The organism is Streptomyces sp. NPDC047108 (assembly GCF_040643575.1).
Taxonomy (GTDB): Bacteria; Actinomycetota; Actinomycetes; order Streptomycetales; family Streptomycetaceae; genus Streptomyces.
This window is the reverse complement of the sequence record NZ_JBEYUP010000010.1, coordinates 186,561-212,992: the sequence shown is the minus strand read 5'-3', so window position 1 is coordinate 212,992 and position 26,432 is coordinate 186,561. Positions and strand designations below refer to the sequence as shown.

Below are 26,432 nucleotides of genomic sequence, written 5' to 3'. Positions count from 1 at the left end.
CCAGGCAGCACCGTCCCGACCGTCCACCAGCAGCAGCCAACCACCTCAACCACTCCGCCCCAGACCACCGAGCCCGCGGACACCACCTCGGACACGGAAGACTTCACCGACTTCGGTGGTCTGCTGGACCCGGACCCCATCTCTCCGCCCGCCCCGCCCCAGACCACCGAGTCCTCGGACACCGCCTCGGACACCGCCTCGGACACCGCCTCGGACACCGCCTCGGACACGGCCTCGGACTCGGAAGACTTCGGGGACTTCACCGACCTGCTCGCCGCACCCCCCACGACCACGACCGTCCCGGAGCCACCCGCGACACACGCCCCGCCCACCACCCCGCAACCCACGGATGACTCTGATGACGAGGGCTTGTTCGCTGCGCCGTTGAGCCGCGGTGCTGTCGGGCCGGAGGGCACGCCCGAAGAGATGTCGGGTGTATCGGAGGACGTTTCCGACGACGAGGACTTGTTCGCTGTGCCGTTGCGCCACGGTGGGCTCGGGCCGGAGAGCACGCCCGACCGGTCCGGTCCATCGCGACCGGCCGGGCATGGCACCGAGCTGGAGGCCCCGGCAACGCCGCGTGACTCCGAGTACGGGGCCCATGGCGTTGTCGATGGGAGCGGGCCGCGCCCCGTACCACCGCGGTTGTCGGAGCTGATGCCGGAAGGAGACTGGTGGCGTCTTTACATCGACCCTCGCGATCACCCTCTGGCGCTCAAGCTGTACCCGCACGATCCGGGGCAGCTCTACGACCGGCAGCGGTCACCGGGTTTCCAGCAGAGCATGGTCGACGCCTATCGCGCGACCCTGGACTCGCCGGAGGGGCCGGCGAGGCGGATGAACGCCTCCGAGTACCTCCGGATGCACAATCTGGTGGTCGCCAAACTGGATGCGAAACCCGGTTGGTCGGGAGGTCAGCCGACCAGTTTCCCCCTGCGTAACACCCAACTCAGTCAGGACCTCCTGGAGGAGGAACTGGGCGGCCGGCGGCTGGCCCTCGATCTGGGCACCTACGACTGGCCCTCCACGGCAGCCAAGCCGATCACGGCGTTGGAGACCTTCTCCACAGGCAAGCCCGTCCTCCAGACCAACTATGCGGTGGGCGAGGTGCCCAGGCTGGTCGACCTGGCATTCGACCGCTACTACACCGAGGCCGCGCAGGCGGACAACGACCTGAGCAGGCTCGCGGCGATCGGCAAGGTAGTGCGTGCCCTGCAGGTCATACACCCCTTCCACGACACCAACCGGCGGCTCAACGTCCACCTGCTGCTGCACAAGCTGCTGATCGAACAGGGATTCCGGCCGGTGGTCACGCCGGAGTTGGCGTCGCTGTTCCAGGGCGGCTATTCCGTGGAGCAGATGGCAGAGACATTGCTCCGGAACACCGAGCCCTTCCGGCCGCCCATTCAGGCTCCGGCACCCCAGGGCGAGTTGATCACGCGCGAAGACGAGTTGAGTCCCCGCGCTACTGCTTCGGAGCCGTTGCCGGAGACCTCGGTGGTGCGGGAGCGTTCCGCAGGACAGAGTCCTTCGACCGCAGAGGTCGACACCCGCGAGGTCGACACGCGCGAGGTCGACACGCGCGAGGTCGACACCGGAGAAGCCGACACCGGGGCGGAGCTGGAGGACGTCGCACCGCGCGGCGATTACCGGCGTACCGGACCCGACACCGCGGTGCTCGACGGCACGCCCTTCTCGCTGCACGAGCCGTCGGCCGACGGAGACCGTTTCGCGGACACCCTGCTGTCCGCCCTTCGTCACGCGGCCCCAGCCGCGGTCGCGGACGCAGGGATCGACTCGCCCGAGGCGTTCGCGGACTGGCTCGAGGAGCACGTCACCGATGACGACGTACCCGCGGGCGGGTTGCCTCCCCTGGACGGAGGCCGGAACATCCCGGTGGACCTGCTGGAGGCGATCGGCGTCGAGCTGAACTCCTCGCAGCGCGCCCAGAGCGCCCTCCTCGGCGATGTGCTTCCGGCTTCGGACGCGGGTCTGAGTCCGGCCCAGCGGTTCCGCCTGCTCCGTCGGGATCCCTCGTACGGCGGTGAGGGCGACGGCCTGCTGGACGTGGTGCTCCCGAAGGTCGTCTCCCGCGAACTCGGCGTCGACATCGCGGTGGTGGGCCCGGACGGTGAGGTGACCTTCCACGGGCGCCCCGAGGACGGCCGCACCACCGATTCCGCGCCCCCCGCCGTCGTCGTCCGCGACGGCGACCACTACCTCGCCGGATCGGTGACGCCGCTACGGACCGCGCCACCGCATGACGGCAAGGCGACCGCCCCTCCCGGCCGAGCCGAAGCCGGGACGTCCCGGCGTGCCCCCGCACTCGACGACTCCGCCCGCTCACCCGCCTACCCCGGTGCCCGCTTCCGCAACGCCGGCGAAAGCGCGGGGTCGGCGGATTCCCCGACCGATCCCTGGCGCGATGCGCCGGGTTCACGGGTGGTCGTAGAGAAGCTCGTCGACGACCAGGGCCGGACCACCGGTCTGATGTCCTTCACTCGGGACGACGCCGCGCCGCGCCGGGACGCCTACCGGCAGGCGTCGGGGCTGCGGCAGTACACGCAGTGGTGGCGAGGGACCGGTGGCGAGCTGGTCAGCACGCAGCGCCGGCTACCGGTGGCGCCGGACGCCAAGGTCGTGGTCTGGGGGTCGCACGGTTCCGGCGACGGACGGTTCAGGGGTGCGACGGACGGCGACAAGCCGGTCGTCTTCGGCACGGACGAGTTGCTGGCCCATCTCAAGGACGCGTTGCCGGCCGATGCCACGGACATCCTGCTCACTCCCTGCTTCTCCGGTGCGGACCCCGCGCGGCAGGCTGCTGTGGCCCAGCGGATCCACGAGGCCACCGGCCTCGGGGTGCACCTGGCTGAGGGCGATGTCTCCCTGACTCCGGCCACGGACGACGGTGAGCCGGTCCGGCTCCACACCCACGAACGGGCCGACGGGAGTCCCACGGGCTTTGTCTCCTCCCTGCCGGAGAACCGCACGAGCATCCCGCAGAGCGCCCTGCCGGAGGGTCGGCGGCCCGCCCCTCCGGCACCGGCCCTCAGGAACGCCGAGGACGAGACGGCCGGCCCCGGCGAGCCCGGGGGACAGACATCGGAACCGCCCGGCGTCATCGTCGAGGAGGGCGAAGGCGAGGCAGCCGCCTCCCAACCGCCCCTGCCGCACAGTGACTTCCTGGTATCCGCCGGAGACCCTCTGGGCGGACTCGTGTCGACCGTCCCGCAGGAGCCCGGGCAGCAGCGGGCCGGCGCCGCGTGGCCCGATTCCTTCTTCGATTCGGACTCGGACGTGTCGGACTCGGACGACGAGTCCGATGCGGGATCCGAATCCGGAGCGGGTTCCGGCGAAACGGCGGGCCCGGAGGCCGAGGCTCTGCCGTACCACAAGAGTCTGCGGGCTCTGCGCACCTTGATCGTGAAAGCCATGCGATCGCCGAATGCCGGCGGCGGGGAGTGGATCCTCAGAGCGAAGATCGACCCCGGCGCGTCCTGGACGAGTAGGGACTTCTGGGGCGGCGAGGTGGGCCACGTCTGGCTCGAACTCATCTCCCCTCTCGGACGTTCGCAGACGTTCGGCTTCTATCCCGTCGAGCAGGTCACCGGCCCCAGCGTCCCGGGAGAGATCATCTGCCCGGACGGTCACGGGGGCGCCCAGGAGCAGACGACGGCCACCGTCGGTCTCCAGGAGGTGTTGCGCGGCTACCGCGCTGCTCTCGCCCGGGTCGATGCCTCGTACCAACTCGCCTCGTACAACTGCGCGAGCTTCGCGTCGGAGATCTGGAAGGCCATGACCGGCGATGCGCTTCCGAACGGCATGCTCGTCCCCAACCCGGCCTCCGCCGCGACGACAGTGAGGATCGGGCGGGATCTGCGGCAGCAGCTCGACACGGAGGAGATGAGCAGTGACATGGAGGATCTGATCGACCAGATCAGTTCCGGTCGTATCCCCCCGGCCCTCTAGGTGTATTGATCGCGAGCGTTGCCGAACGCCGGTGTGCTGGGCATCGGTTCCGCTCCTCCGGCGTGAACCGGAGGTTGCCGGACACCGTAGACACCACGTGCGCCACAGCAATCGCTCAGACCCGGCACCAGCCCACGGGGCCTTGGAGAAGGCGAGGCCTTGGAGAAGGCGGCGGAACCCGCCCTCGGGCCCGATGACGCAGGATGTCGGGCGAGGGCCGCCGATGCCGCGCAACACAGCAGGGTGAGTTCCTCACGCGGGGGCCCATCGGAGAGCACAACCGGTACGAGTGGACGGTGGAGAACGACATGACCGGCACGCCAGGCGGGGACATCGCACGGGAGCCGGACCCGACGGCTCCGGACGTCACGGAGCCGTCGGGTCATCGGACACCGCAACAGACGCAAGAAGGCCTGGAAGCCGACGGGTTGACCGTAGTGGCGGAGTCCGGGAGCGACGACGCGGAAGGGATGCCGCCCGTTCCGGAGCACATCCGCGAGGCGGCGCGGCAGGCGCCCGGCCACTGGTTCGCGATGGCCGACCCCACGTGGTCCGGCGAGGGCGCCCCGCCGGAATGGGCCCTGGTCGGCCGGTGGAGGTCGGACGAGCACGGCGAGATCGTCGAGTGGCGGGACAACGAGGAGTACCGTCCGTCCCCGTCGGCGCTGGGGTGGCCCGAACCGGTGGATCCGGTGGACGCCGCGGTGCAGCTCGCCGCGACCGGCTACGGCCCGACGGACGCCGTGGCCCGAACGTTGGCCATGGCGGAGGTCGCTGTGTTCCTCGCACCGGGAGGTGGTCCCGTGTCCGCGGTCGCTCCGGATGACGCGACGCCGGTTGTGCCCGTCTTCACCGCACCGGAGCACCTGAACGCGGCGGGCAGGCTGTCCTTCAGGACCGTGAAGGCCGCGGAACTGCTCGACCAGCTGCCCGAAGGCCACCTGATCTACGTCAATCCCTCCGGCCCGGTGAGCATGACGGTGGAGCCGCACATGCTCCGTGAGTTGGTGTCCGCCGCCGAAGCGGACGGCTGACGACGCGCTCTGACGACGCGCTCTGACGACGTTGCCGGGCGGCCTCACGACGCGGCGTGAGGCCGCCCGCGCTGTTCGAGCCGCGGCGGGGCTTACGCACCGCCCCTGACGTACGACGGCCGCGCCCCTTTCACAGGGCCGCGGCAGTCGCTTGTCGTGCCAGGCCAACCGTCCGTCAGCTGCGGGTGAAGTACCACTGGTGGTTGTTCTGGCTCTCGGGCCGGCAAATGTAAACGATCAAGTTCCGGTCCTCGTTGTCGGCCGTCTGCGAGTCCAGGCACTGATGGTTGCTCGCGAAATTGCGAATCCAGTACAGGCCGTCGGCCTTCTTGTCCAACCACCACAACTGGTTGTCAGAGGTCGAGCCGTTGCACGGGAACTCCGTCACGGCTGTTGCGACGGGTGCGCCTTCGTTGCCGGGCAGGTCCATGCACATGCCGTCCTTGGTGTTTCGGATGACGAACAGGGCCGAGCCGCCCGGACCGGCGTTCTCATACTTCTTCTCGAGGTTCCAGAGCTGGTTGTCCTCGGTGGTGCTGTTGCACACCGCCTGATGGATCGGACCGTCCGCGTAGCCGTAGCCGCCCCCGGGAACGTCGGCGCAGGTCGCGTTCGTAAGGTTCTTGATGAGCACCCGGGTCCTGGTCGCCGGCAAACCGTCGGAAGGCGCCTTCGCCGCGGCTTTCTTCTTCTTCGCCGGCTTCGACGGGCTCGGAGCCGCCGTCTGAGGCGCGGCCGCCTTCGGCGACCGGGCCGGCGGCTTCTTCTTCGGCTTCGTCTTCTTGGGGGAAGGGGATTCGGGGACGAATGCTCCCGCCCGGGACCGGTCGTCCTCGAGAACGGTGTCGGCGGGTGCCGACGAGGAGGCCGTCTCCTTGCGGTCATCGTCGTCGAGCGCCATGACGAGCAGCGGCAGGGCGATCAGGACGGCCCCCGCCACGGCGGCACCCGCGAGGACGGGCTTCTTGGGGCGGCCGGGGAAGCCTGGACTCGCCGCGGCGGCCGCAGCCCTGCCCCCGGCGTCCCCGGACCGGCTGTCGCTCGCCGCCGTGGCGGCGGCGCCCCTGATACTGCGGGTGAGCGCCCCCCAGGCGACGTTGTTGTCGCTGCGGGCCTCGGGTTGTGCCGCGGCACCGCTCGTGTCGCCGCTGTTCTGCTGTGTGGTGGAGCCGGGGTCTGTGGCGCGGGCGGCGGTACCGGTGTCGGTGGCCGCGTTCGCGGAGCCCCCGCTCTCGCCCGTGCTGGCGGCGCCGGACTCCGGCGCCGCAGGGCGAGTCGGGGACGCTCCGTCGGTACCGGCGTTGACGGCGCCCTCGCCCGACGCCGCATCACCTTCCTCAGCCGGACGCGAGGATGGCGTGCCGCCGGTGAGGCATGCGGCGATGGCTGCCGCGTCCGCCGAGGCTCCGGACCTCGTACCCGAGGCGGACGACGAATCGGAGCCCGAGGCGGACGACGAATCGCGGCCCGGGGGCGACTCGGGCTCCCGCGACGTGGATCCGGGGGTCGACTCGGGTTCGCGCGACGTGGATCCGGGGGTCGGCTCGGGTTCGCGCGACGTGGATCCCGGGGTCGACCGGCCGCTCTGCGCGTCCGCGTCGGCCTGGTGGTGATCGGACATGGACTTCTCCTCCTCGCCGGGGACGCGGAGGCCCATGGCGGTGGGGTGGACAGGGCGGAAGCGGAACGAGGGCGCATGAGGCCGCGCCGCGGCAGCTCAGGCTCGGATCGGGCTCAGCGCCCCCCTTCGAGCACACGCCGGCGTATGCGAGGCGATGCCCTCTCCGGCGCCATCGGCCCCGCCGCGCGCAGATGCCGGTCGACCTGTGCCGGGGCCGCGTCCGGACCGTCCGTACGTCCCGGGGCGTGGGGAAGGGGGTCGCGCAGCTGACAGCCGCAGCGCAGGCACCGACGACGGGCGATCTGCATCGTCATCCTGAAGGAGGGGATTGCTCACCCAACAGACCAATCACTGCTCAGTTCGACGCGGCCCTGCGCATCCTGCGCCGAACTCGCGCGCGGCCTCGGTACCGATGGGCCGGCTCCGCGCAACTCCCGGTGCCACAGCAGGTCGCAGAGCTGCTCGAATCCGCGCGTGAGGTGACGGCGGTAGGTGCTGAAGGGAAGGCCGAGCCGCTCCGCCGCGGCTTCCTGGGTGAGGGTGCCGTTCAGGAACGTCGCCGTCAGCGCCCGGCGCAGCTTCTCCCCGCCTCTGTCGCCACCCAGCTTCTCGATGCTCTCGGACACGGCGGTCCGCATCGCTTCGACCGGGTCGGTCGCGGCGACGTCCGCCACCAGCCGGGTGCGGACGAGCGGATTGGCCGACAGGACGTCCGGCCGGTTCCACGAGCGCAGAGCACTGCGGACCGCCGCGTCGAACTCGGGCCGGGAGAGCACCTTCAGGCGGCGGGTCGGCGTGGTCCGGGCGGTGGTCCAGCCCGCCTGGTCCTGGCCGGAGTTGACGAGGTCCATCCGCTCGAGCCACGCCTCGATCGGTTCGGCCCGCCAGTCCTGGCCGAACAGTCCGTACGTCCGGTCGCCCACGTGCGCGACGGGCGGCGGGTCCGTGCGGGCGCAGGAGGATCTCGTCTGCCGTTCGCCGGGGCCGCGGCCGCGGCCCCGGCCCCGGCCGGGGCCGGGATCGGGGTCGGGGTCGGGGTCGGGGAGCACGGTGCACGACCAGGCGAGCAGGTCGTCGTGGATGAGCCGGGCCAGGACGCGGGCGCTGACGAGGTCGCCGGTCGGAGAGGGTCCCAGGTCCTGGGAGACCATGAACCGGGCGATTCCCAGGTGCTCCTTCTCCCGCAGCGGTGCCGTCCGGCGGACGTGGTCCCACGCCACCGCGACGACGGGATCCGCCGCCATGTCCTCCTGGCTCGGCTGGACGAACCGCAGCCACGCCATGAAGCCGGTCAACTCCCCGGTGCCGGCTTCGCGGTAGATGCTGAAGCCCTCCGGCTGCCGGTCGAGCCAGTAGGCGGTAAGGGCCACCGACGCCGGATCCAGCCGTACGGCGGCGAGTTCGAGCACGGCCTGCCGGTCTTCGGGCCGGAAGACGTCCTCGAACACCTGGCTCCTGTTCTTCCCGGTGAACCTCTGGTGCGTGAAGCCCGCGCCGCGCTGGAGATGCAGCAAAGCCGCCGAGGACTCGAGCACGGCGGGACCGGACGCGGTCCGGGCCTGCTCCAGGAGGTGGCCGAAGACCCTGCGGTGCATGGCGGTGTAGCGCTGCGGGTCGCGCCACCGCAGGTCGGCGTCGACGATCTCGCGCACCACGTCGTGCGGGCGGATCCCGAAGCGGTTCGCATCGATGAACGGCAGTTCCCGCAGCCAGGCGAACAACCTGCCCGCGTCCGCCCCGGGAAGAGCAGCCCGCAGCAGGCCCTCGGTCGTGGCCTCGACGTGCGCGCAGATCTCCAGTGCGTGCTGGTGGTCCGGCGAGGGCACGTCACCGATGATCCGGCCCACCAGCGTTCCGATCACATGGGGCCCCGGCCTCCACTCCGTGTCGCCGCCGTCGCCCCGCCTGGCGGCCTCGGCGGCCAGGGAGAGAGCGAGCGGATGGCCTCCCGCGAAGTCGAGCACCGCGGCGTGGTGTGCGGCCGATACACCCCGTGCCTGAAGAAGAGCCAGCGCGTCCTCCTCCGGCAGATCCGACAGCGGCATCACGCGGAGGATGTCGTCCCAGCCCGGATCGGCCCACTCCACGCCCGGGGCCCGCTGCCCCGCGAACACGGCCACGGAACCCACCGGCAGCCGGGGCAGGAACCGCTCGCGCAGCCAGCCCTCGATCGGCTGGTACGCCTCGAAGGAGTCGACCAGCAACACCACGCGGTCACCGGTCAGGACCTTGGCGGCGGCGGCCTCGAAGGCCGCCGGGACGGCCTCGGCATCATGCCCGTCCATCTCGACGACGATGCGCCCGGCCTGCTCGGCCTCGTCGGCGAAGCGTTGCAGGAGGGTCGACTTGCCCACCCCTCCCGGACCGCTCAGGAAGAACACGGCGCAGGAATGAGGGGCGAGCAGCACGGCGCGGAACTGATCCAGCTCCGCGTCCCGCCCGACACATGCGCGAAGCCGCCCCCTGCGCAGTCGCTCGCCCAGGTTGCCGAACGGTTCGTTGCCTAGGTTCGCCATCGTGGTTCGGGGCAGCACCCGCGAGCGGGCCTGGTCCCCCACTCCCTCCGTGGGTGGACACCGGTCTCTCCGGTGGGTACACGGCTGCCTCCGCAGGGTGGTTCACGGCGATCATGTGCGGTGGCCGAGGGTGAGGGCCCCGTGGTCCACCCGCACCGGCCGGTCCTGGTGGGCGGACCAGGTCGTCGGCGGTGTCCTGGAGTGCGAACAGACCGTAGCCGTGCTCCCACCCCGCCGGCGCGGCCACCTGAGGAACGGCTCGATCGAGCCGTTGCCTGCTCCCTCGCCGTGGGCTGCGCGGGAGGTGTCGACTCGGGCCGCGCCCTCCTCGATCGCGGCCGGCGAGTGGGCGACCGGTATGGAGGGTTTCTCGAGCCGTTCTCGGTGCCGAAGGTGGCCCCGATGCCCATGCCCATGCCCGCGATCCGTGCGAGCGCGGGCCCGCAACTGGTCCATACGAGCGGCCGCCGCGCGGCAACGAGGCCGATCAGCCAGGCCCGGATCTCGTCCCCGCTACTTCGGGCCTTCTTCTCCAGGCCCTCGTCGCCCAGCGCCGCATCCCCGGCAGCGGCGGGGCGGCGGGGGAGGTGTCAGGCGGCCGGCCGCGGCCAGTGGTCCATGTCGCCGCCGCGCCATTCGACGAGCGTGGGGTCGCCCAGCGAGACCTCGGCCGGGTCGAGCCCCGCCCCGCGCAGGAACTCGGCCACGTCCCCGCGCCCGTGCGCCAGCCCCACGATCTGGCCGTGCACGGTGACCCGTCGCCCACCGGAGGGGGACGGCGGGTGCACGATCACGGGCGGGTGGTGCACTGCCATACGTACAGCGTGAGGCGGGAGCCGCCGCGTCGCATCCCGGTCACGGGGCCGGGGCGCGCGCAGGGGCGGCGAGCGGCGGCACGGGACCGGGCGCGGAGGGCAGGGGCCGCGGTACGGCCGGGAGCCCGCGCCGGAGGCCAGGGCCGCGGTAGGGCCGGAGCCGCGCCGAAGAGGATCCGGTAGAAGGAAGCCGTTGACCTTCCCCTTCGGGGAGGCTCCAGCATCGCGGTGACCGGGCGGCCTGCCCGGCATGAGGAGGGGAGTGGCCATGGGGCTGCTGACGATCGGGGTCTTCGCGCGGGCGGCGCGCCTCTCGCCGAAGGCACTGCGCCTCTACGACGAGCTGGGGCTGCTCACGCCCGCCCGCGTCGACCCGTCGTCCGGCTACCGGCTCTACGACCCGGCCCAGCTCGAACGGGCCCGGCTGGTGGCCTGGCTCCGGCGGCTGGGCATGCCGCTCGCGCGGATCCGGGCGGTCTGCGACGCCGCGCCCGGCGCCGCCGCCGCGGAGGTCCGCTCGTACTGGGCGCAGATCGAGAGCGACACCGTCGCACGGCGCGATCTCGCCGCCTTCCTCATCGACCACCTGTCAGGGAAGGACACCACCATGACGTCGGATGCCATCACCCACGGCACCACCAACGCCCTCACCGCCACCGGCTCCCGTCCCGCCTTCGCCATCCGCTACGCCGCGGCCTCCGACACCGGAACCGTGCGCGAGCGGAACGAGGACACGGCGTACGCGGGTCCGCGCCTGCTCGCCGTCGCCGACGGATTCGGCGGCGCGGACCCCTCCGCGGCGGGGGCCGCGGACACGGCCGGAGCGGCGAAGACCGGCTCGCCGGGCGGTTCCGCGACCGGCACACCGGCCAGCGCGGTCGCCGTCGAGGCCCTCAAGGCCCTCGAGAACGGTGACACCCCGCTCGGCGACCTGCTGAACTCCCTCGAGGAAGCGACCCGCCGGGCCCACGCCGGCGTGACCGAACTCGCCGCCTCCGACCCGGCGTTGCAGGGCGCGGGCACCACGCTCACCGCGCTGCTGTGGTCCGGTTCCCGGCTCGGGCTGGTCCACATCGGCGACTCGCGCGCGTATCTCCTGCGCGGTGACCGGTTCTTCCAGATCACGCACGACCACACGCTCGTACGGGCGATGATCGATGAGGGACGTATCACCGCCGAGGAGGCCGCCTCGCACCCCCAGCGGGCGCTGCTGCTGCGCGCCCTGGGCGGCGGCGGTGAGTTCGCCCCCGACCTCGGGGTGCGGGAGGTGCGGGCCGGTGACCGCTATCTGCTGTGCTCGGACGGGCTGTCCGCCGTCGTCGGCGCCGAGGACATTCGCGAGGTCGTCGCATCGGCACCCGAGCCCGGCGACGCCGTCCGCGCACTGATCGACCTCGCCGTACGGGCGGGCGGCCCGGACAACGTGAGCTGCGTCGTCGCCGACGTCGTGGAGAACGTGGTGGACGACGTGACGGAGGCGCCCGAGTCGTAGGCTGCCCGCATGGCTGTCCACGCGATCGAGACGGTGGCGTTCGACGTCGGGGAGACCCTGGTGTGCGACGACCGCTACTGGGCGTCCTGGGCGGACTGGCTCGGCATGCCGCGGCACGCGCTGTCCGCGCTCGTCGGGGCGGTCGTCGCGCAGGGGCGGGACAGCGCGGACGCCATCCGGATCGCCAGGCCCGGAGCCGACGTCGACGCCGAGTACCGCGCGCGGGAGGACGCGGGGTGCGGGGAGCACCTGGAGGAGAGCGACCTCTACCCCGATGTCAGGCCCGTGCTGGCGCACCTGCGCCGGCACGGGCTGCGGGTCGTGATCGCCGGGAACCAGAGCGCGCGGGCCGCCCAACTGCTGCGCGCCCTCGACCTCCCGGCCGACGCGATCGCCACCTCGGGGGAGTGGGGCACGGCCAAACCGGAGCGCGGGTTCTTCGAGCGTGTGATCGGTCTCGCGCGGACCGGACCTGACCGCGTCGTGTACGTCGGGGACCACCCGGCCAACGACGTGGGCCCCGCCAAGGCGGCCGGGCTGCGGGTGGCGCACATCCGCCGCGGGCCGTGGGGCCATCTGTGGGCCGGGAGTCCCGGGGCCGCCGAGGCGGACTGGCGCATCGGCTCGCTCACCGAACTCCCGGCGCTGCTGGGGGCGGCGAGGATGCCGCCGGAGTAATTCGTGCGCGGGCTCTCGGCACTGCGCGGATTGCGCGGTTCACTCGACGCAGGGCCGTTTCTCCCCGCTCCGCGGCCCGCCCCGCCCTCGTCGCATCCCTCCCTCCCAGCGACGAGGGCGGGGGTCCTCCACGTCGTGGGATGCGTTGCGGGTACGTGATCTGTCCGGAGCGTCCGCCCCGTCCGTTCGCGGGCGTCCGGCGTGCCTCCCATCCGGTCTCACGCGTCGTTCTCACGCGCCGGTCTCACGCGTCGTTCTCACGCGCGGGTCTCACGCGTCGATACGAGCCGCCTCGCCGCTGACCCGGACCCGGGGGTCGCCCGCGTGCAGCTCCACCTCCAGGAGGCCGGGGCGCCCGAGGTCGTCGCCCTGGTGCAGGGTGAGCCGGGCGTCGTCCGGGACGAGGCCGAGCTCGCGGGCGTACGCGCCGAACGCCGCGGCCGCGGCGCCGGTTGCGGGGTCCTCCACGACGCCCCCGACGGGGAACGGGTCCCGGACGTGGAAGACCGTGCCCGCCTCCCGGAAGACCAACTGCAGGGTGGTGAGGTCGAGTCGGCGCATGAACGTGCCGAGCCGTTCGAAGTCGTAGTCCAGCGCGGCCAGCCGCGCACGCGTCTCGGCGGCGAGGACGAGGTGGCGCGCGCCCGCGAAGGCGATCCGGGGCGGCAGATCCGGGTCGAGCTCGGCCGACTGCCAGGCGAGAGCCGCCAGTGCCTCGGCCACGTCCTCGCCGGAGACCGACTCGACGCGCGGTTCGACGCTGGTCAGCGTGGCGCGCAACGCACCGGACGACGCATCGGCGGTCGCGGTCACCGGGACGGTCCCGGCCGGGGTCGCGAAGACGAGGTCGCCGGGGCCGATCCGCTCGGCGAGCGCGACGGCGGTGGCGACGGTCGCGTGCCCGCAGAACGGGACCTCGGCGAGCGGGCTGAAGTAGCGGGCGGTGAACGCCCGGCCGGGCTCGCCGCCCAGGCCCTCGGGCGGTGCGGTGAGGAAGGCAGTCTCGCTGTAGCCGACCTCGGCGGCGATCGCGAGGAGGGCCGCGTCGTCGAGACCGGCCGCGTCCAGGACGACTCCGGCGGGGTTGCCTCCGGAAGGGTGCGACGAGAAGGCCGTGTAGCGCAGAACCTCGGCCCCGGTGTGCTTCTCCATGACCGCAGCAACTATGGCTCTGGCGTCCCGCATTCCCGCGCGCGAACCGGGCTCACCGCGTTTCCGTGGTCGTGCCGGGCATGGGAACGCTTCTCGGCCCGCCCACGCCGCCCACGCCGCACGCCGCCCCGGAGATCCGGAAACCCGGAGACCCGGAGCCGGAGGGGGCGCGTGCCGCCCCGTTTCAGCCTCACCCCGTGCCGGACGGCGGTTCGCCTCCACCTCCCGTGCTCGGGCCGGTGGGCGGGGCGGTCTGGTCGGGTGGTGGTGTGGAAGCGCTCGACGTCGGCCCGCCGCTGGGCAGTTCGTCGCCGCCGGACGGTGTGGACGTCGGGTCCTGGGCAGGCGTGGACGGCGACGACCCGTCGCCGGGCAGGTGCGGAACGTCGCCGCCGCCCTTCCCGTCCGCGGGCGGTGAGGCCGACGTGGCACCGGGGACGTCCGACGTCTCGGAGGCCGAGGGCGACGCGGACGCGGAGGCGTCGTCGGCGCCCTCCTTCGCGCTGGACGAGGCGGCCGGGCCGCTGCGCCCGGCGAAGCCGTCCCCGAACCACGAGGGCCGGTCGTTGCCGCCGATCGGCGCGCTGGTGGGGACGCCCGGCAGCGGCAGCAGGGTCCGGGGCGCGATGGGTGTGGCGCCGGTGAGGCTCAGGACGAGTCCGGTGGCGTAGAGGGCGCAGGCCGACCCCATCACCCAGGCGGCCCGGCGGCCGTACGAGGGCCGCGCCGCGGGCTGTTCGTCGGCCCGCGCGGACCCCGCTGCGCCGGTCCGTGCCCCGGCGGCGGCCTGCGCACTCGCCGTCTGCGCGCCCGCCGCCCGTGCCCCAGCCGGCTCTGCTCCGGTCGTCCGTGCGGTGGCAGGGGACGGAGCCGGTTCCGGTGCCTGCGCCCACGCCGGTACGGACGTCTGCGTCTGCCGCCGCTCCCGCGTCTGCCCACCGGGCCGCCCCTGCCACGGGGACGGTTCCTGGGCGCGGGCGTGCTCAGGCCGTCCCGCCGTCCCCGGTACGCTCGCCCGTTCCTGGGGGCGCACCGTCGTCCGTTCCCGCTCCCGCCCGTCCACGGGCGGCCGTTCCCGCTCCGGTACGTCCGCCGGAGCCGGGGAGTTCGCCGTTTTCGTCGTCCGCAGGGATGCGGCGGACACGAGGAACGGGGCCGACGTGGAGACCTGGAACGCCCGGCCTGCGGACGAGGGACGGCCCGCCGATCCGTGGGCCGCGTGGAGCATTCCGGTGTCCTGCTCGGCCTGCGGGTTGCCGGGGGCGGGTGCGGGCCAGGCGACGGCGTCGCTCGCGGCAGCGTCGCCTGGCGGCTCGGTGCGGGGGGTGGGCGGTGCGGCCGGGTGGCCCTCCGGGGAGGGCTCCGACGAGTTCTGCCTGGAGAGCATGCCGCAACATAACGCGGCGCCCCCACCCAAGGAGGGAGATACTCTCGCTCAGTCGAATTGTGGCCCGAATCGGTCAAATTCCACCATGGTGGACGGGTGTCGCCCCGGTCGCGGAGTCCTGTCCCTGCCCCGTTCTCAGCCGCGTCCGACGTACGGCATGGCCGTTGCCATCACCGTCGTGAACTGCACGTTCGCCTCCAGCGGGAGCGACGCCATGTGCAGGACCGTCCGTGCCACGTCCGCGGCGTCCATCACCGGTTCGACCGCCACGGTTCCGTTCGCCTGCCGGATGCCCGTCCGCATCCGCTCGGTCATCTCGGTCGCGGCGTTGCCGATGTCGATCTGGCCGCAGGCGATCCCGTACGCCCGCCCGTCCAGCGAGAGGGACTTGGTGAGGCCCGTCATCGCGTGCTTGGTGGCGGTGTACGCGATGCTGTCCGGCCGCGGGGCGTGCGCGGAGACCGAACCGTTGTTGATGATGCGGCCGCCCCTCGGGTCCTGATCCTTCATCAGCCGGTAGGCGCCTTGGGCGCACAGGAACGCTCCGGTCAGGTTGGTGTCCACCACCGACCGCCAGTCCTCGTACGCCAGTTCCTCAAGCGGTACGGCCGGGCCGAAGCTCCCGGCGTTGTTGAAGAGGAGGTCCAGCCGCCCGAAGTGTTCGCGGACCGTGCCGAAGAGTGAGTCCACGTCGTCCGGACGCGTGACATCGGTCCGGACCGCCAGGGTCCGGCCGCCCTCACGCGCCAGACGCGCCGTCTCCTCCAGCGGGGGCAGGCGGCGGCCCGCCAGGGCCACCGACCAGCCGGCGCGGGCCAGTTCGAGGGCCACGGCCCTTCCGATGCCGGACCCCGCTCCCGTGACCACGGCCACTTTCGGGGCTCCCGGTGTGCCTGCGCTGCCGATCTCCGTCATGGGCCGCAGCGTAGGCCCACACGGCCGATCCGGCCCGCATCGGCGGGAGCCTCCGCTCCGTACCGGCGGATTGCCCCCGTACGCACCGACCGGGCGCGAAGCTCATCGACTCGACATGTGCGTGTCGTGCACGCGCCAACGCCCCGCCGTCCCCCGCCTCTGGACTTCTCCTGACAACACCCTTTCGGGGAGGGGCGGATGGCCCGCACGTCCTGTCCGTCTGAGGAAGTGTCTGCCTGTGCACAGCCGGCCCTGGTGCCGTAGCCGGGTGCTCGCGTCACATTCCTGGCCACGTGGTCGTCAGCGCGCGACCTGCCCGGCAGCGGTCTCGTACGGCGCCGCCCGGCCTTGCCTGAACCCCTGAAGGGCATTCCTGGTGGGGCTCGTTGACTCCAACGAGCCCCACCAGGGTGGACTTGGGCTGCCTATTCAGCAGGTGCGGAAGCGAACTCTTCGAACGTCACTTCGTCGACGTTGCAGACCGTGAAGACACCGGCCTCGGGTTCCATCCCCTCTGCCCCCTCTTGCACCGGCACCGTGCGGGAGTCGTCGTCCGGAAGCGCGATGCCTACCTCGCTGGCCTCCCAGGGGCACTCGGTGCCGCCGCGGCCGTCATCGCCGGAGTCCCAGTACTCGACCATGGCCGCGACGGGGTCGCCGGGCGGTACGTCCAGGCCCTCGCCTCCGCCATCCACCCCGTTGTCGACGTTCACGGCCTCGGGTCCGCCGTTCTGGTCCGACGCGCTCAGCGTGGTGGGACCGACGATCGTGCAGGTCTTGTCCGAGGTGTTGGTGATCCGAACAATGGCCTGGGCCTTTCCGCCCCCTTGCCCGCTCCCGGGCACCCCGGTGAAGAACGCGGCCTCGGTGTTCTCGCTGGTACAGGCGCCGGGCGCGTCCTCGCCTGTGCCGTCACCGCCCGTGTCGCCGCCGGTCGCGCTGCCGCCGCCGCTCGAGCTGCCACCGTTGTCGCCGTTGCCGGAACCGGAGCCGCCGTTGTCCTTGCCCTGGTTGCCCTTCGAAGTGGCGGACGCGGAGGATGCGGGCTTTTGACTGCCGGCGTTGTCGTCCTTGTTTCCCTCGCAGGCGGTCAGGCTCAGGGTTGCCACCAGGAGGGCGCTCGCGGCGGCGGGAATGGCTCGAACTCGCATGTATGTCTCCGTCCGGAATCTCGTCTCGACCGCACCCCCCGACACGGGCATGGGCACGTCACGTAGACAGGAGACTCGGGGTCAACCACGGGTTCAGCCCCGGCCGGGTGACGCAGGTCACGGCGGGGGAGGCAGCCACAGGTCGTCATGCTTTCTTCACAACCTCAACTCGCCGCATGTCATCACGGCTGGAGACTCGACGGCCCACGCCGCGGCGCGCCTTCCACCAGGACGGTCACGCTGCCCTCACCAGCCACACGGACGTACGGTCCGCCGCTCCGTCGCATCACGAGAAGAACAGATCAGTCGTCTGACGTCTGATGCCCCTTCACTAATCCTTTACGTCACCCGAGAGCGGTGGTTCATTCAACCTCCATCGAATATCGACCGATCGGTTACAAAGGGCGCCGGTCCTTCCGGAGATGAACCCGGCCCGGACAGCGTCGCCGCGCTCAACCGCGTACCGAACGGGCACTACTGGCGGTAGGTCCTCGGCTGTGAACGGCAAGACGGACGCCGGCATCAAGGTCTTGTCGAGCTGACCGCTTCCCTCGGTGTCGGGGCGCTTGCCGGTGCCGGGGTCGACTGGCGGATCACTCATGCGGTGCATCTGGCCCGGCCGTCGGCCGAGCGGCCCCGCGGCCGCGTCGTGATCTCGCTCCAGCCAAGCCTGTGCGCGCGTACCGGGGTCGATCCGATCGACCCGACCGCGATCACCTGAGACACAATCAGGTTTTGGGTATCCGCCTTCTGCTCGCTCATTTTTTCTCGGTCGGATGAGAAGAGGGCGTCGTACCGGGGGTTGTTCGAGGCGGCGGAGGGTCATGCGGCGGAAGTGCCGGAGTGGTGGCGTGCCGGCGTCTCGGCGTGGCATTCGGTGATCTTGGAGGAGACCCCTCACGCTGTTCCGGTATGTCCGGGGGCGGGCCACGCAACAGCCTCTGTCCGCTGAGCGGGCGGGGTGTCTCGGCACGTCACGCCATGGAGGCTTCGATGACTCATGTTCCGAGCGACTTCAGCTACTCCCGAGACCACGAGTGGGTGCAGTCCCTGGACAACGGCCGGGTGCGCGTGGGCATCACGGACTACGCGCAGAAGCGGCTCGGTGATCTGGTCTGGGTGAGGCTTCCCGAAGTGGGCAGCAGCTGGGAGGCCGGCGACAACTTCAGCCTCGTGGAGTCCGTCAAGTCCCTCATCGAGCTGTACATGCCTGTGGCCGGCACGATCGCCGCAGTGAACGAAAGCCTGGCAGATACCTTCGGGCCCGATCAGATCAGCGACGACCCGTACGGCGACGGCTGGATCGCCGAGGTCAAGGTCGCCAACGCCACCGACCTGCAGGCTCTTCTCACGCCCGCCCAGTACAAAGACTTGATCGGTCAGTAGCACTCGCGGGTGTCACGGCCCGGTCGGCGGTGCGCTGGTGGAAGGGGCCGGCGCAGTCCTCGCGGCCGTCGTCGTCTTCGCCGTGCTCCGGGGCGGACCGGAATGCCCGCGGCCGACGTCGCCGCGCACCCCGGCGTGAGGGCCGTCTGCCGGGCATGCCCGCCCTCGACGGTGCCGAGGCTCGCCGCGCACCGGTAGGTGGTGCGGGGATTTCCGGTCGGCTGCCCGCCCTCCTCGCGCGCGACCGGTTGCCACCCCACACTTCTCTGAGAAGTTATCGCAAGATGTGTTAACAACGGCGCCGTCTTCTGCTAACAATGTGGCCCGCCAGAGTTCGCGTCCGCCGACTCCAAGGACCGCACCGCTATGCCCTTCCGCTCCCCGCCCTTCCCCGCACGACCACCGGCGCCGCCGCCGAGTCGCCGCTCCGTTCTGCGCGGTGCCGCCGGCGCCGGGGCCGCGGGGCTGCTCGCCGCCTGCGGCGGGCGGCCCGACGTGGTCGCCGACGCCGACGCCGGGCCCTGGCGCCGGTACGCCGGCACCACCCTGAACTTCATCTCGGAGAACACCGCCCCCACGGCGGCCATCGCCGCCGACCTCGCGCCCTTCACCGAGCTGACCGGCATCCGCGTCAACATCGTCACGCTGGAGCTGTCCGCCCTGGCGCAGAAGGTCGCCCTCGACTTCGCGTCCGGCAACGGCGAGTACGACGTGGTCTACGCCGACCCGTACCTCGTCCTCGCCCCGTACGCCCCCGCCTTCGCCGATCTGCGCGCGTTCCAGGAGGACCCCGCGCTGCCGCGGCTTCCCGGCGGGTTCGGCGACTTCATCCCCAGCCACCTCGACGCGGCAGGCCGCTTCCGGGACGGCGACAAGATCCTCGCGCTGCCCTACGACTGCCCGACCATGGTGTGGCAGTACCGCGCCGACCTCTTCGAGAAGCACCGGGACCGGATGGCGGACGACCTCGGCTTCGACCCGATGCCGTCCGCCGACTCGACCTGGGAGCAGTACTACGCGATCGCCCGCTGGTTCAACGACCGCACCGACGACGTCCCGTACGGCACCGGGCACCAGGCCAAGCAGCACGACTCGCTGATGTGCGACTTCTCCAACCTGCTCTGGGCGTACGGCGGCGACTACTTCGACGACGGACCGGCCGTGGGCCGCCTGGGCACCACCGACCCCGGCCGGTCACGCCTGCGCTCCGAACAGGCCGTCGCGGGCGCCGAGTTCTACCAGCGGCTGCTCTCCGTGGCCGACCCCGCCTCCCGCACCTGGGACTGGGACGGCGTCGGCTCCGCCTTCCGCTCCGGACGGTTCGCGATGTGCCCGAACTGGCACGAGTACGCGGCCGCCAACGAGCAGGCCATGCCCGGCAAGGTCGGCTACGCTCGGCTGCCGAAGGGGCCGGCGCGCGCCGCCGGGATGTACGGCGGTACCGGCATCGCCGTCTCCGACATCGTCCCGCGCGGCCGGCAGAAGGCCGCCTGGCTGTTCCTCGCCTGGGCCACCGCGCCCCGGACCCAGGTCGGGGGCCTGGCGAGCAAGGTCGGCGGCGGCACCCCGACCCGTACGTCCGTGTACGACAAGCCGCAGGTCGCCGACGCCAGGAAGCGGCCGTCGAAGATGCCCAACATGCTCAGCTCCGACGCCGTCCGGGAGACCTGGAAGCCCGGGAACATCGGGCTGCGCCCCAAGATCCCGATGTGGGGCGAGTGCGACACCGCCCTCTTCACCGAGGTCTCCCGGATGCTCGCCGGAGACGCCTCGCCGTCCGCGGCGATGCGGGCCGCCGCCGACCGCATCGACCGCATCGTCGCCCGAGGGTGGGTGAACTGACGTGCCCGCATCCCTGACCCCCGCCCACCGGAAGGACGGCGCCCACCAGGACGGCCCGAACCGTACGGTCCCGGCGCCCCGTTCGCCCCGCACCGGCCCCGGAGGCGCCGGCCGCCGCACTCGGATTCCCGTCCCCGGGTTCACCGGCCGTCTGATGTCCCCTGGCCTGCTCGTCCTCGCCGCCGTCTCCGTGTTGCCGTTCGCCGCCGTCGTGGCCATGAGCTTCGCGCGCGTCCATCTGCTGGGCGGGCTGCGCCTGGACGGCGTCGGCGTCACCAACTGGACCCGGCTGTTCACCGATCCCGACACCGCCTGGGCGTGGCTGCGCACCGCCGTCTACTTCACGCTCACCGTCGGCGGAGAGATGGTGCTCGGCACGGCGCTGGCCATCTGCCTGTGGCGGCTGCGCGGCGGCCGCAACGCCGCCCTGAGCCTGCTGCTGCTCCCGATGTTCGTGGCCCCCGTCATCGTCGGCCTCCTCGGCCGCTTCCTCACCGACTCCACCTTCGGGCTCTACGCCTGGGGCCTGCGCCAACTCGGCTACCACGGCGACGTGATGGCCGACTCCACCACGGCGTTCGCCGCCGTGACCCTGATGGACATCTGGGAGTGGACCCCGCTCGTCGCGCTGATCGCGCTGGCCGGACTCACCTCCGTACCCGCCGGGCTGCTGGAGGCGGCGGCGCTCGACGGTGCCGGGATGCTGCGGACGCTGCGCCACATCGTGCTGCCGTGCGTCGCCCCCGTACTGCTGGTGGCGCTGCTCATCCGCTCCATGGACGCGCTGCGCTACTTCGACATCATCTGGAACACCACGGGCGGCGGTCCGGCGAACGCCACCAAGACCGCGTCCGTCCAGCTCTACGAAACCGCCTTCCGCTTCTTCGACTTCGGCTACGCCGCCGTGACCGGTCTGCTCATGCTGGCCGTCACCACCGTCGTGGCCCGCTGGTTCGTGACTCTCCTCGACCGGAAGGGGCCGGCCGTATGACGTCCACCGCTCCGGGCGCGGCGCCGCTGCAGCGCGGCACCCGCGTCTCCCGCATCCTCGTCCGCGTCCTGGTCGCCGTCGCGCTGGTGTGGACGCTCGTCCCGCTGGGCTGGATGGCGCTGTCGTCCGTGAAGCCCGCGGGCGAGGTCACGGCCCCCACGCCCGACGTGTGGTTCGGCCCGACCCTCGACAACTACCGGAACCTCTTCGGCGGTTCCAACAACCTGTGGCCGTATCTGAGCAACAGCGTGGTCGCCGCGGGCCTGTCCGCGCTGCTGGCCACGGCCCTGGGCGCGCTCACCGGCTACGGTCTGGCCCGCACCCCGATGCGCGGCAAGCGGCATCTGTCGTTCTGGATCATCTCCACGCGGATGGCTCCCGCCGCGGCCGTCGTCCTGCCGATCTTCCTGGTCTTCCGCTTCCTCGGACTGATCGACACCCTGCCCGGCCTGGTGCTGGCCTATCTGAGCTTCAACCTGCCGTTCGCCATCTGGCTGCTGAACGCCTTCTTCGCCCAAGTCCCGCCGTCCCTGGAGGAGTCGGCGCAAGTCGCCGGATGCACGCGCTGGCAGGCCTTCCGCCATGTCGTGCTGCCGCTGACCCGCCCAGGGCTCGTCACCACCTTCGTGCTGTGCCTGGTCTTCTCCTGGAACGACTACGCCTTCGCGCTGGTGCTCAGCGGGCCGCACACCCAGACCTTGCCGCTCGCCGCGGGGCAGCTCGTCACCCAGACCGGCATCGACTGGGGACAACTCACCGCCATCGGCACCGTCGTGGTGGTCCCGATGATGCTCGTCGGCCTTGCCGTACGCCGGTGGCTCGTCACCGGCCTGACCATGGGAGCCGTGACCGGAGAATGACCGCCGACCACCCCTCCGCCCCCGACCGCACCCCCGTCCCCGCCCCGGCCCGCGGCGGCTCCGCCGCCCGGGTATCGCATGGCCGGATGCCCGCCGCGCCCGTCGCACCGCTGCCCGACCGCCGACCCGACTCCATGCGCGCCGCGGTCCTCCGAGCACCCCGCGAACTCGTCGTCGAGGAGCGCCCGGTGCCGGAGCCGGGCCCCGGCCAGGTCCTCGTACGCGTCGAGGCGGTCGGCATCTGCGGCTCCGACGTGCACTACTACGAGCACGGCAGGATCGGCGACTTCGTCGTCCGCGCCCCCATGGTGCTGGGCCACGAGCCGAGCGGCACGGTCGTCGCCCTCGGGCCGGGGGCGACCCGCCACGAGCCCGGCCGGCTCGTCTCGATCGAACCGGGCGTGCCCTGCGGGCGGTGCGACCAGTGCCGCCGGGGCCGCTACAACCTCTGCCCCGACGTGTCCTTCTACGCGACCCCGCCCGTCGACGGCGCCCTGTGTGAATACCTCGCCGTCGACGAGGACTTCGCCCATCCCGTACCGGATTCGCTGAGCCCGGTGGCCGCCGCGCTGCTCGAGCCGCTGTCCGTCGGCGTCTGGGCCTGCCGCAAGGGCGCGGTCACCACCGGCTCCCGTGTCCTGGTCACCGGCGCCGGGCCGATCGGCCTGGTCGCGGCGCAGACGGCGCGGGCCTTCGGCGCCGCCGAGGTCGTCGTGACCGACATCGAACCCCACCGGCTGGAGGCCGCCCGCAGGCTCGGCGCGACCGCCACGGTCGACGCCCGCACGACCCGGCCGGCCGACACCGGCTTCGAGCCGGATGTGCTCCTGGAGTGCTCGGGTGTCCCCGCGGTCGCCGACGAGGCCGTACGGACGGTCGGACGCGCCGGGCACGCGGTGCTCGTCGGCATGGGCGGAGACTCCGTCCCCCTGCCCCTGGCCCATGTGCAAAACTTCGAGATCACCGTCACGGGCACCTTCCGGTACGCCAACACCTGGCCCACGGCCATCGCGCTCGCCGCGTCCGGGGAGGTGGAGCTCGACCGGCTGGCGACCCACCGCTACGGCCTGGAGGAGGCCGAGCAGGCGCTGACCGTGAGCGCCCGCGACCGGACCGCGATCAAGCCTCTCGTCCGTCCGCAGCTCAACCGGCCGGACGGGGGCAGGGAGTAGAAAGGGGACCGCGTGCCCGCCAAGGCACGGCTGTCGCAGGCAGCGGTCGAGCAGCGGCGGCAGGCCGTCCTGCGGTACGTCGCCGAGCACGGCGAGACCCGCATCGACGACCTCGCCTCCCGGTTCGACGTCAGCCTGATGACCATGCACCGCGACCTCGACGACCTGGCCGGCAGACATCTGCTGCGCAAGGAGCGCGGACGCGCGGTCGCCTTCCCCGCCCTGACCATGGAGACCGCCACCCGCTTCCGAGAGGGCACCGGCGTCGCGGCGAAGACGGCCCTGTGCGCCGCCGCCGCGCGCCGGATCGCCCCCGGGAGCACCGTCCTCATGGACGACTCCACCACTCTCTACCCGCTGGCCGACGCCCTGGCCCGGCGCGGCGGGCTCGCCGTCGTCACCAACTCGATCGGCCTCGCCCAGCGCTTCGGGTCCTCCCCCGGGGTGGACGTCACCCTCCTGGGCGGGCGCTATCACGGCGAGTTCAGCTCCTGCACGGGGCCCGAGGTCGGCCGCGGCCTGGCCCGTATCCACGCCGACGTCGCCCTGATGTCGGCGACGGCCGTCCTGGAGGGCCGCCTCTTCCATCCGCTCCGGGAGTACGCGGAGGTCAAGGAGGCCATGCTGGCGTCGGCCGACCGCGCGCTCCTCCTCGTGGACCACTCCAAGTTCGGCAAGACGGCCACGTACGCCTACGGCACGGCCGCCGCGTACGAGGCGGTCATCACGGACACCGGTACCCCGGAGGAGGAGATCGCGGCCGTCCGCGCTCTCGGGATCCCGGTGGAGACGGTCGATCCGGGGGAGCCGGGGACGTAGCCAGGCGCACGGAGGGCACGCCCTGCGCTTCCGCCCGTCGCCCCGACCCCGCCGTCCGGCCCACCTCGACCGTCCCGTCCGCGCCGCGTGCTGAGAGCATGAGTGGGATTCGACGAGACGGAGGGGCGCATGCCGGACACCGGCCCGATCAGACCGGAACAGATACCAGTCCCCACCCCGCGCCGTTCCGGCCCGTCCGGCGCCACGGCCGCCCCCGCGCACCCCGCCTCCGCCCGCCGCGCCGGACTGCTCGTCATCCTCATGCTCGGCGGCCTCACCGCGATGCCGCCGCTGTCGATGGACATGTACCTCCCGGCGCTGCCGCAGGTCACCGAGTCCCTCCACAGCCCCGCCGCGACCGTTCAGCTCACCCTCACCGCCTGCCTGGCCGGCATGGCGCTGGGCCAGCTCGTCGTCGGCCCGATGAGCGACCGCTGGGGCCGTCGCCGTCCCCTCGTCGCCGGGATGGCCCTCTACGTCGTCGCCACCGCGCTTTGCGCCTTCGCCCCCACCGCCGGGCTGCTCATCGCCTTCCGGCTGGCCCAGGGCCTGGCGGGCGCGGCCGGGCTGGTGATCGCCCGGGCGATCGTGCGCGACCTGTACGACGGCGTGGCCATGGCCCGCTTCTTCTCCACCCTGATGCTGGTCTCCGGCGTGGCCCCGGTCGTCGCCCCGCTCATCGGTGGCCAGGTGCTGCGCGTCACCGACTGGCGCGGGGTGTTCTACGTGCTCACCGGCGTCGGCGCGCTGCTGACCCTCGTCACCGCCCGGTGGCTGGAGGAGACCCTGCCGCCCGAGCGGCGCCACAGCGGCGGACTGGGCGAGACGCTCCGCATGATGCGCGGGCTGCTGGCCGACCGGGTCTTCACCGGCTACATGCTGGCGGGCGGCTTCGCCTTCGCCGTGCTCTTCGCGTACATCTCCGCCTCGCCCTTCGTCGTCCAGGAGATCTACGGCGCGTCCCCGCAGACGTACGGCCTGCTCTTCGGGCTCAACTCGATCGGGCTCGTCGGCGCCGGCCAGCTCAACGGCAAGGTCCTGGCGGGCCGGGTCGACCTCGACAAGACCCTCGCCACCGGCCTCGCCGTCATCACCGCGGCGGCGGTCGCGCTGCTGCTCATGGCCTCCGGCGCCCTCGGGAGGGTGGGGCTCGCGCCGATCGCGGCCGGGCTGTTCGTGCTGATGTCGGCGATGGGCCTCGTACTGCCCAACACCAACGCGCTGGCCCTGACCCGCACGCCGCATGCCGCCGGTTCGGGCTCCGCGCTGCTGGGCACCGCCGCGTTCCTCGTCGGGGCCGTCGCCTCGCCGCTCGTCGGCGTCGCGGGCGAGCACACGGCCTGGCCGATGGCCCTGGTCCAGCTGGTGTGTGCGCTGGCGGCCGTGGCCTGTTTCCTGGGACTGTGCCGTCCATGGAGGCACGCGGACCGCACGACCGGCTGACCGCCCCCGGCTTGCGCGCCGGAACCCCGGCGGAGGCCGGGCTCGACGCCGCCGAGCTGGACCTGCTCGTGCGCGACGTCCGGGGGCTGACCCAGGGCGCGGACCCCTGGTGCGCGGGAGCGGTGGTCCTCGCCGGGCGCGGGCCGGTCGTTGCCGTCCGGGAGGCGGCGGGCTGGGCGGTGCGGTATGCGGCGTACGACGAAGGGAACGGCCGGGGCGCCGAGCTCCCGGACCCCGGCGGCGCGGCCGTGCCGGGGGGAGCGGTGAAGGTGCCGATGCGCACCGGTACCCGCTTCGACCTCGCCTCGCTGACGAAGCTCTTCACCGCGATGGTCGCCGTGCAGCAGGCGGAGCGGGGCGCCCTCGACCTGGACCGGCCCGCCGCCGCGTACGTCCCCGCCTTCGGCGCCGCGGGGAAGGCCGCCGTCACCGTCCGGCAGCTCCTCACCCACACCTCCGGCCTCCGGCCCGAACTGCCCTTCTACGAGCGGGAGGACAGCGCGGACCGGTACGCCCCGCTGTGGGAGGAGGAGCCCGTCACGCCACCCGGCACCGCACACCTCTACTCCGACCTCAACCTGATCGCCCTGCAAGCGGTGCTCGAGCAGGTGGCGGGCCGGCGGCTGGACGCCCTCGTACGGGACGGCGTCACCGGCCCGCTGGGCATGACGGCGACCGGGTTCGGGCCACTCGCGCGCGTGGACGACGTGGCCGCCACCGAGGACCAGCGCCGCCCGTGGGCCAAGCTCGACCGCGGCATGCTGCGTGGCGAGGTGCACGACGAGAACGCGTACGCGCTCGGCGGAGTCGCCGGGCACGCCGGGCTCTTCTCCACGGCCGGTGACCTGGCCGTGCTGTGCCGCACCCTGCTGGACGGCGGCACGTACGGCGGCGAGCGCGTCCTCGCGGCGGAGTCGGCGGCCGCGCTGCTGGATCCGCCGGGGCTCGGCTTCGGGACCGATCAGCCGTGGTTCATGGGCGAGTTGGCCGGGCGGGGGGCCGCCGGGCACACCGGCTTCACGGGCACGAGCCTGGTCCTGGACCGGGCCACCGACACCTTCCTCGTCCTGCTCGCCACCACCGTCCATCCGCGCCGCCGCCCGGCCGACAGCCGTCCGCGGGCCGCCGCCGCGACGCGGCTGGCCCGGGCGGTGCGGGCGGCGGAGCCCGGGGAGAGCTGAGGGCGGGC

At 72.5% G+C, this 26,432-nt stretch carries 22 protein-coding genes; 13 read left to right on the top strand and 9 right to left on the bottom strand.

The features are described 5' to 3' along the window. Positions 1 to 263: hypothetical protein (locus tag ABZ822_RS21370; RefSeq protein ID WP_360856246.1), on the bottom strand; the 263-nt coding region annotated here is incomplete at its 3' end. A gap of 394 nt (positions 264 to 657) precedes the next feature. Between ABZ822_RS21370 and ABZ822_RS21365 the strand changes: the two genes are divergently transcribed. After that, a complete protein-coding gene (locus ABZ822_RS21365; protein WP_360856243.1) occupies positions 658 to 3,969 on the top strand; it encodes a hypothetical protein in 3,312 nt (1,103 codons plus the stop codon). Positions 3,970 to 4,277: 308 nt separating this feature from the next. Next, positions 4,278 to 5,003 carry a type VII secretion system-associated protein gene (locus ABZ822_RS21360; RefSeq protein WP_360856240.1) on the top strand — a complete coding sequence of 242 codons (726 nt, stop codon included), beginning with the start codon at positions 4,278 to 4,280 and terminating at the stop codon, positions 5,001 to 5,003. Positions 5,004 to 5,178: 175 nt separating this feature from the next. Here ABZ822_RS21360 and ABZ822_RS21355 read toward each other — a convergent pair whose 3' ends face one another. After that, a complete protein-coding gene (locus ABZ822_RS21355; RefSeq protein WP_360856237.1) occupies positions 5,179 to 5,943 on the bottom strand; it encodes an RICIN domain-containing protein in 765 nt (254 codons plus the stop codon). A 442-nt stretch (positions 5,944 to 6,385) separates the two neighbouring features. Between ABZ822_RS21355 and ABZ822_RS21350 the strand changes: the two genes are divergently transcribed. Continuing rightward, the gene (locus ABZ822_RS21350) at positions 6,386 to 6,616 is read left to right on the top strand and encodes a hypothetical protein (protein ID WP_360856234.1); all 231 of its coding nucleotides are present in this window, start codon (positions 6,386 to 6,388) and stop codon (positions 6,614 to 6,616) included. Positions 6,617 to 6,956: 340 nt separating this feature from the next. On the opposite strand, the gene ABZ822_RS21345 is transcribed toward ABZ822_RS21350, so the two are convergent. Both ABZ822_RS21345 and ABZ822_RS21340 read right to left on the bottom strand, forming a co-directional pair. Next, the gene (locus ABZ822_RS21345; protein WP_360856231.1) at positions 6,957 to 9,182 is read right to left on the bottom strand and encodes an AAA family ATPase; all 2,226 of its coding nucleotides are present in this window, start codon (positions 9,180 to 9,182) and stop codon (positions 6,957 to 6,959) included. Positions 9,183 to 9,730: 548 nt separating this feature from the next. Beyond that, positions 9,731 to 9,955 carry a hypothetical protein gene (locus tag ABZ822_RS21340; protein WP_360856228.1) on the bottom strand — a complete coding sequence of 75 codons (225 nt, stop codon included), beginning with the start codon at positions 9,953 to 9,955 and terminating at the stop codon, positions 9,731 to 9,733. 268 nt (positions 9,956 to 10,223) lie between these two features. On the opposite strand from ABZ822_RS21340, the gene ABZ822_RS21335 reads away from it, so the two are divergent. Next, positions 10,224 to 11,447, top strand: coding sequence for a MerR family transcriptional regulator (locus ABZ822_RS21335; RefSeq protein ID WP_360856225.1), 1,224 nt, complete (start codon positions 10,224 to 10,226; stop codon positions 11,445 to 11,447). 9 nt (positions 11,448 to 11,456) lie between these two features. Then, on the top strand, positions 11,457 to 12,125 hold the full coding sequence (locus tag ABZ822_RS21330) for an HAD family hydrolase (protein WP_360856222.1): 669 nt from the start codon (positions 11,457 to 11,459) through the stop codon (positions 12,123 to 12,125). 270 nt (positions 12,126 to 12,395) lie between these two features. Here ABZ822_RS21330 and ABZ822_RS21325 read toward each other — a convergent pair whose 3' ends face one another. The 5 genes from ABZ822_RS21325 to ABZ822_RS21305 form a co-directional block, all read right to left on the bottom strand. Continuing rightward, on the bottom strand, positions 12,396 to 13,277 hold the full coding sequence (locus ABZ822_RS21325; protein ID WP_360856219.1) for a PhzF family phenazine biosynthesis isomerase: 882 nt from the start codon (positions 13,275 to 13,277) through the stop codon (positions 12,396 to 12,398). A gap of 190 nt (positions 13,278 to 13,467) precedes the next feature. Then, positions 13,468 to 14,664, bottom strand: coding sequence for a hypothetical protein (locus ABZ822_RS21320; protein ID WP_360856216.1), 1,197 nt, complete (start codon positions 14,662 to 14,664; stop codon positions 13,468 to 13,470). Positions 14,665 to 14,799: 135 nt separating this feature from the next. After that, on the bottom strand, positions 14,800 to 15,579 hold the full coding sequence (locus ABZ822_RS21315; protein ID WP_360856213.1) for an SDR family oxidoreductase: 780 nt from the start codon (positions 15,577 to 15,579) through the stop codon (positions 14,800 to 14,802). 425 nt (positions 15,580 to 16,004) lie between these two features. After that, positions 16,005 to 16,730 carry a DUF4232 domain-containing protein gene (locus tag ABZ822_RS21310; RefSeq protein ID WP_360856210.1) on the bottom strand — a complete coding sequence of 242 codons (726 nt, stop codon included), beginning with the start codon at positions 16,728 to 16,730 and terminating at the stop codon, positions 16,005 to 16,007. Positions 16,731 to 17,327: 597 nt separating this feature from the next. Further along, positions 17,328 to 17,492 carry a hypothetical protein gene (locus ABZ822_RS21305; protein ID WP_360856207.1) on the bottom strand — a complete coding sequence of 55 codons (165 nt, stop codon included), beginning with the start codon at positions 17,490 to 17,492 and terminating at the stop codon, positions 17,328 to 17,330. Between the two features lie 231 nt (positions 17,493 to 17,723). Here ABZ822_RS21305 and gcvH point away from each other — a divergent pair, with 231 nt between their 5' ends. The 8 genes from gcvH (at position 17,724) to ABZ822_RS21265 (ending at position 26,424) form a co-directional block, all read left to right on the top strand. Further along, a complete protein-coding gene (gene gcvH, locus ABZ822_RS21300; RefSeq protein WP_360856205.1) occupies positions 17,724 to 18,116 on the top strand; it encodes a glycine cleavage system protein GcvH in 393 nt (130 codons plus the stop codon). A 366-nt stretch (positions 18,117 to 18,482) separates the two neighbouring features. Beyond that, positions 18,483 to 19,958 carry an extracellular solute-binding protein gene (locus ABZ822_RS21295; RefSeq protein WP_360856202.1) on the top strand — a complete coding sequence of 492 codons (1,476 nt, stop codon included), beginning with the start codon at positions 18,483 to 18,485 and terminating at the stop codon, positions 19,956 to 19,958. Between the two features lies 1 nt (position 19,959). Further along, positions 19,960 to 20,949 (top strand): sugar ABC transporter permease, encoded by a 990-nt coding sequence (locus tag ABZ822_RS21290; RefSeq protein WP_360856199.1) that lies wholly within the window; start codon positions 19,960 to 19,962, stop codon positions 20,947 to 20,949. After that, complete coding sequence (locus tag ABZ822_RS21285; RefSeq protein ID WP_360856196.1) at positions 20,946 to 21,809, top strand: carbohydrate ABC transporter permease; 864 nt, start codon at positions 20,946 to 20,948, stop codon at positions 21,807 to 21,809. The genes ABZ822_RS21290 and ABZ822_RS21285 overlap by 4 nt, the downstream gene beginning before the upstream one ends. A gap of 86 nt (positions 21,810 to 21,895) precedes the next feature. Continuing rightward, positions 21,896 to 22,981, top strand: coding sequence for an NAD(P)-dependent alcohol dehydrogenase (locus ABZ822_RS21280; RefSeq protein WP_360856193.1), 1,086 nt, complete (start codon positions 21,896 to 21,898; stop codon positions 22,979 to 22,981). A 12-nt stretch (positions 22,982 to 22,993) separates the two neighbouring features. Next, entirely contained in the window at positions 22,994 to 23,800 is an 807-nt protein-coding gene (locus ABZ822_RS21275) for a DeoR/GlpR family DNA-binding transcription regulator (RefSeq protein ID WP_360856189.1), read from the top strand. 129 nt (positions 23,801 to 23,929) lie between these two features. After that, positions 23,930 to 25,243, top strand: a complete 1,314-nt coding sequence (locus tag ABZ822_RS21270) for a Bcr/CflA family multidrug efflux MFS transporter (RefSeq protein ID WP_360856186.1) — start codon at positions 23,930 to 23,932, stop codon at positions 25,241 to 25,243. After that, positions 25,213 to 26,424, top strand: a complete 1,212-nt coding sequence (locus ABZ822_RS21265) for a serine hydrolase domain-containing protein (RefSeq protein ID WP_360856184.1) — start codon at positions 25,213 to 25,215, stop codon at positions 26,422 to 26,424. The genes ABZ822_RS21270 and ABZ822_RS21265 overlap by 31 nt, the downstream gene beginning before the upstream one ends. Positions 26,425 to 26,432 lie beyond the last annotated feature (8 nt).

Coding starts and splice junctions, on each gene's coding strand:
- ABZ822_RS21365 (WP_360856243.1), top strand. CDS start 658: ATGCCGGAAGGAGACTGGTGGCGTCTTTACATCGACCCTCGCGATCAC.
- ABZ822_RS21360 (WP_360856240.1), top strand. CDS start 4,278: ATGACCGGCACGCCAGGCGGGGACATCGCACGGGAGCCGGACCCGACG.
- ABZ822_RS21350 (WP_360856234.1), top strand. CDS start 6,386: ATGGCTGCCGCGTCCGCCGAGGCTCCGGACCTCGTACCCGAGGCGGAC.
- ABZ822_RS21340 (WP_360856228.1), bottom strand. CDS start 9,955: ATGGCAGTGCACCACCCGCCCGTGATCGTGCACCCGCCGTCCCCCTCC.
- ABZ822_RS21335 (WP_360856225.1), top strand. CDS start 10,224: ATGGGGCTGCTGACGATCGGGGTCTTCGCGCGGGCGGCGCGCCTCTCG.
- ABZ822_RS21330 (WP_360856222.1), top strand. CDS start 11,457: ATGGCTGTCCACGCGATCGAGACGGTGGCGTTCGACGTCGGGGAGACC.
- ABZ822_RS21325 (WP_360856219.1), bottom strand. CDS start 13,277: ATGGAGAAGCACACCGGGGCCGAGGTTCTGCGCTACACGGCCTTCTCG.
- ABZ822_RS21320 (WP_360856216.1), bottom strand. CDS start 14,664: ATGCTCTCCAGGCAGAACTCGTCGGAGCCCTCCCCGGAGGGCCACCCG.
- ABZ822_RS21315 (WP_360856213.1), bottom strand. CDS start 15,579: ATGACGGAGATCGGCAGCGCAGGCACACCGGGAGCCCCGAAAGTGGCC.
- ABZ822_RS21310 (WP_360856210.1), bottom strand. CDS start 16,730: ATGCGAGTTCGAGCCATTCCCGCCGCCGCGAGCGCCCTCCTGGTGGCA.
- ABZ822_RS21305 (WP_360856207.1), bottom strand. CDS start 17,492: ATGAGCGAGCAGAAGGCGGATACCCAAAACCTGATTGTGTCTCAGGTG.
- gcvH (WP_360856205.1), top strand. CDS start 17,724: ATGACTCATGTTCCGAGCGACTTCAGCTACTCCCGAGACCACGAGTGG.
- ABZ822_RS21295 (WP_360856202.1), top strand. CDS start 18,483: ATGCCCTTCCGCTCCCCGCCCTTCCCCGCACGACCACCGGCGCCGCCG.
- ABZ822_RS21285 (WP_360856196.1), top strand. CDS start 20,946: ATGACGTCCACCGCTCCGGGCGCGGCGCCGCTGCAGCGCGGCACCCGC.
- ABZ822_RS21280 (WP_360856193.1), top strand. CDS start 21,896: ATGCCCGCCGCGCCCGTCGCACCGCTGCCCGACCGCCGACCCGACTCC.
- ABZ822_RS21270 (WP_360856186.1), top strand. CDS start 23,930: ATGCCGGACACCGGCCCGATCAGACCGGAACAGATACCAGTCCCCACC.
- ABZ822_RS21265 (WP_360856184.1), top strand. CDS start 25,213: ATGGAGGCACGCGGACCGCACGACCGGCTGACCGCCCCCGGCTTGCGC.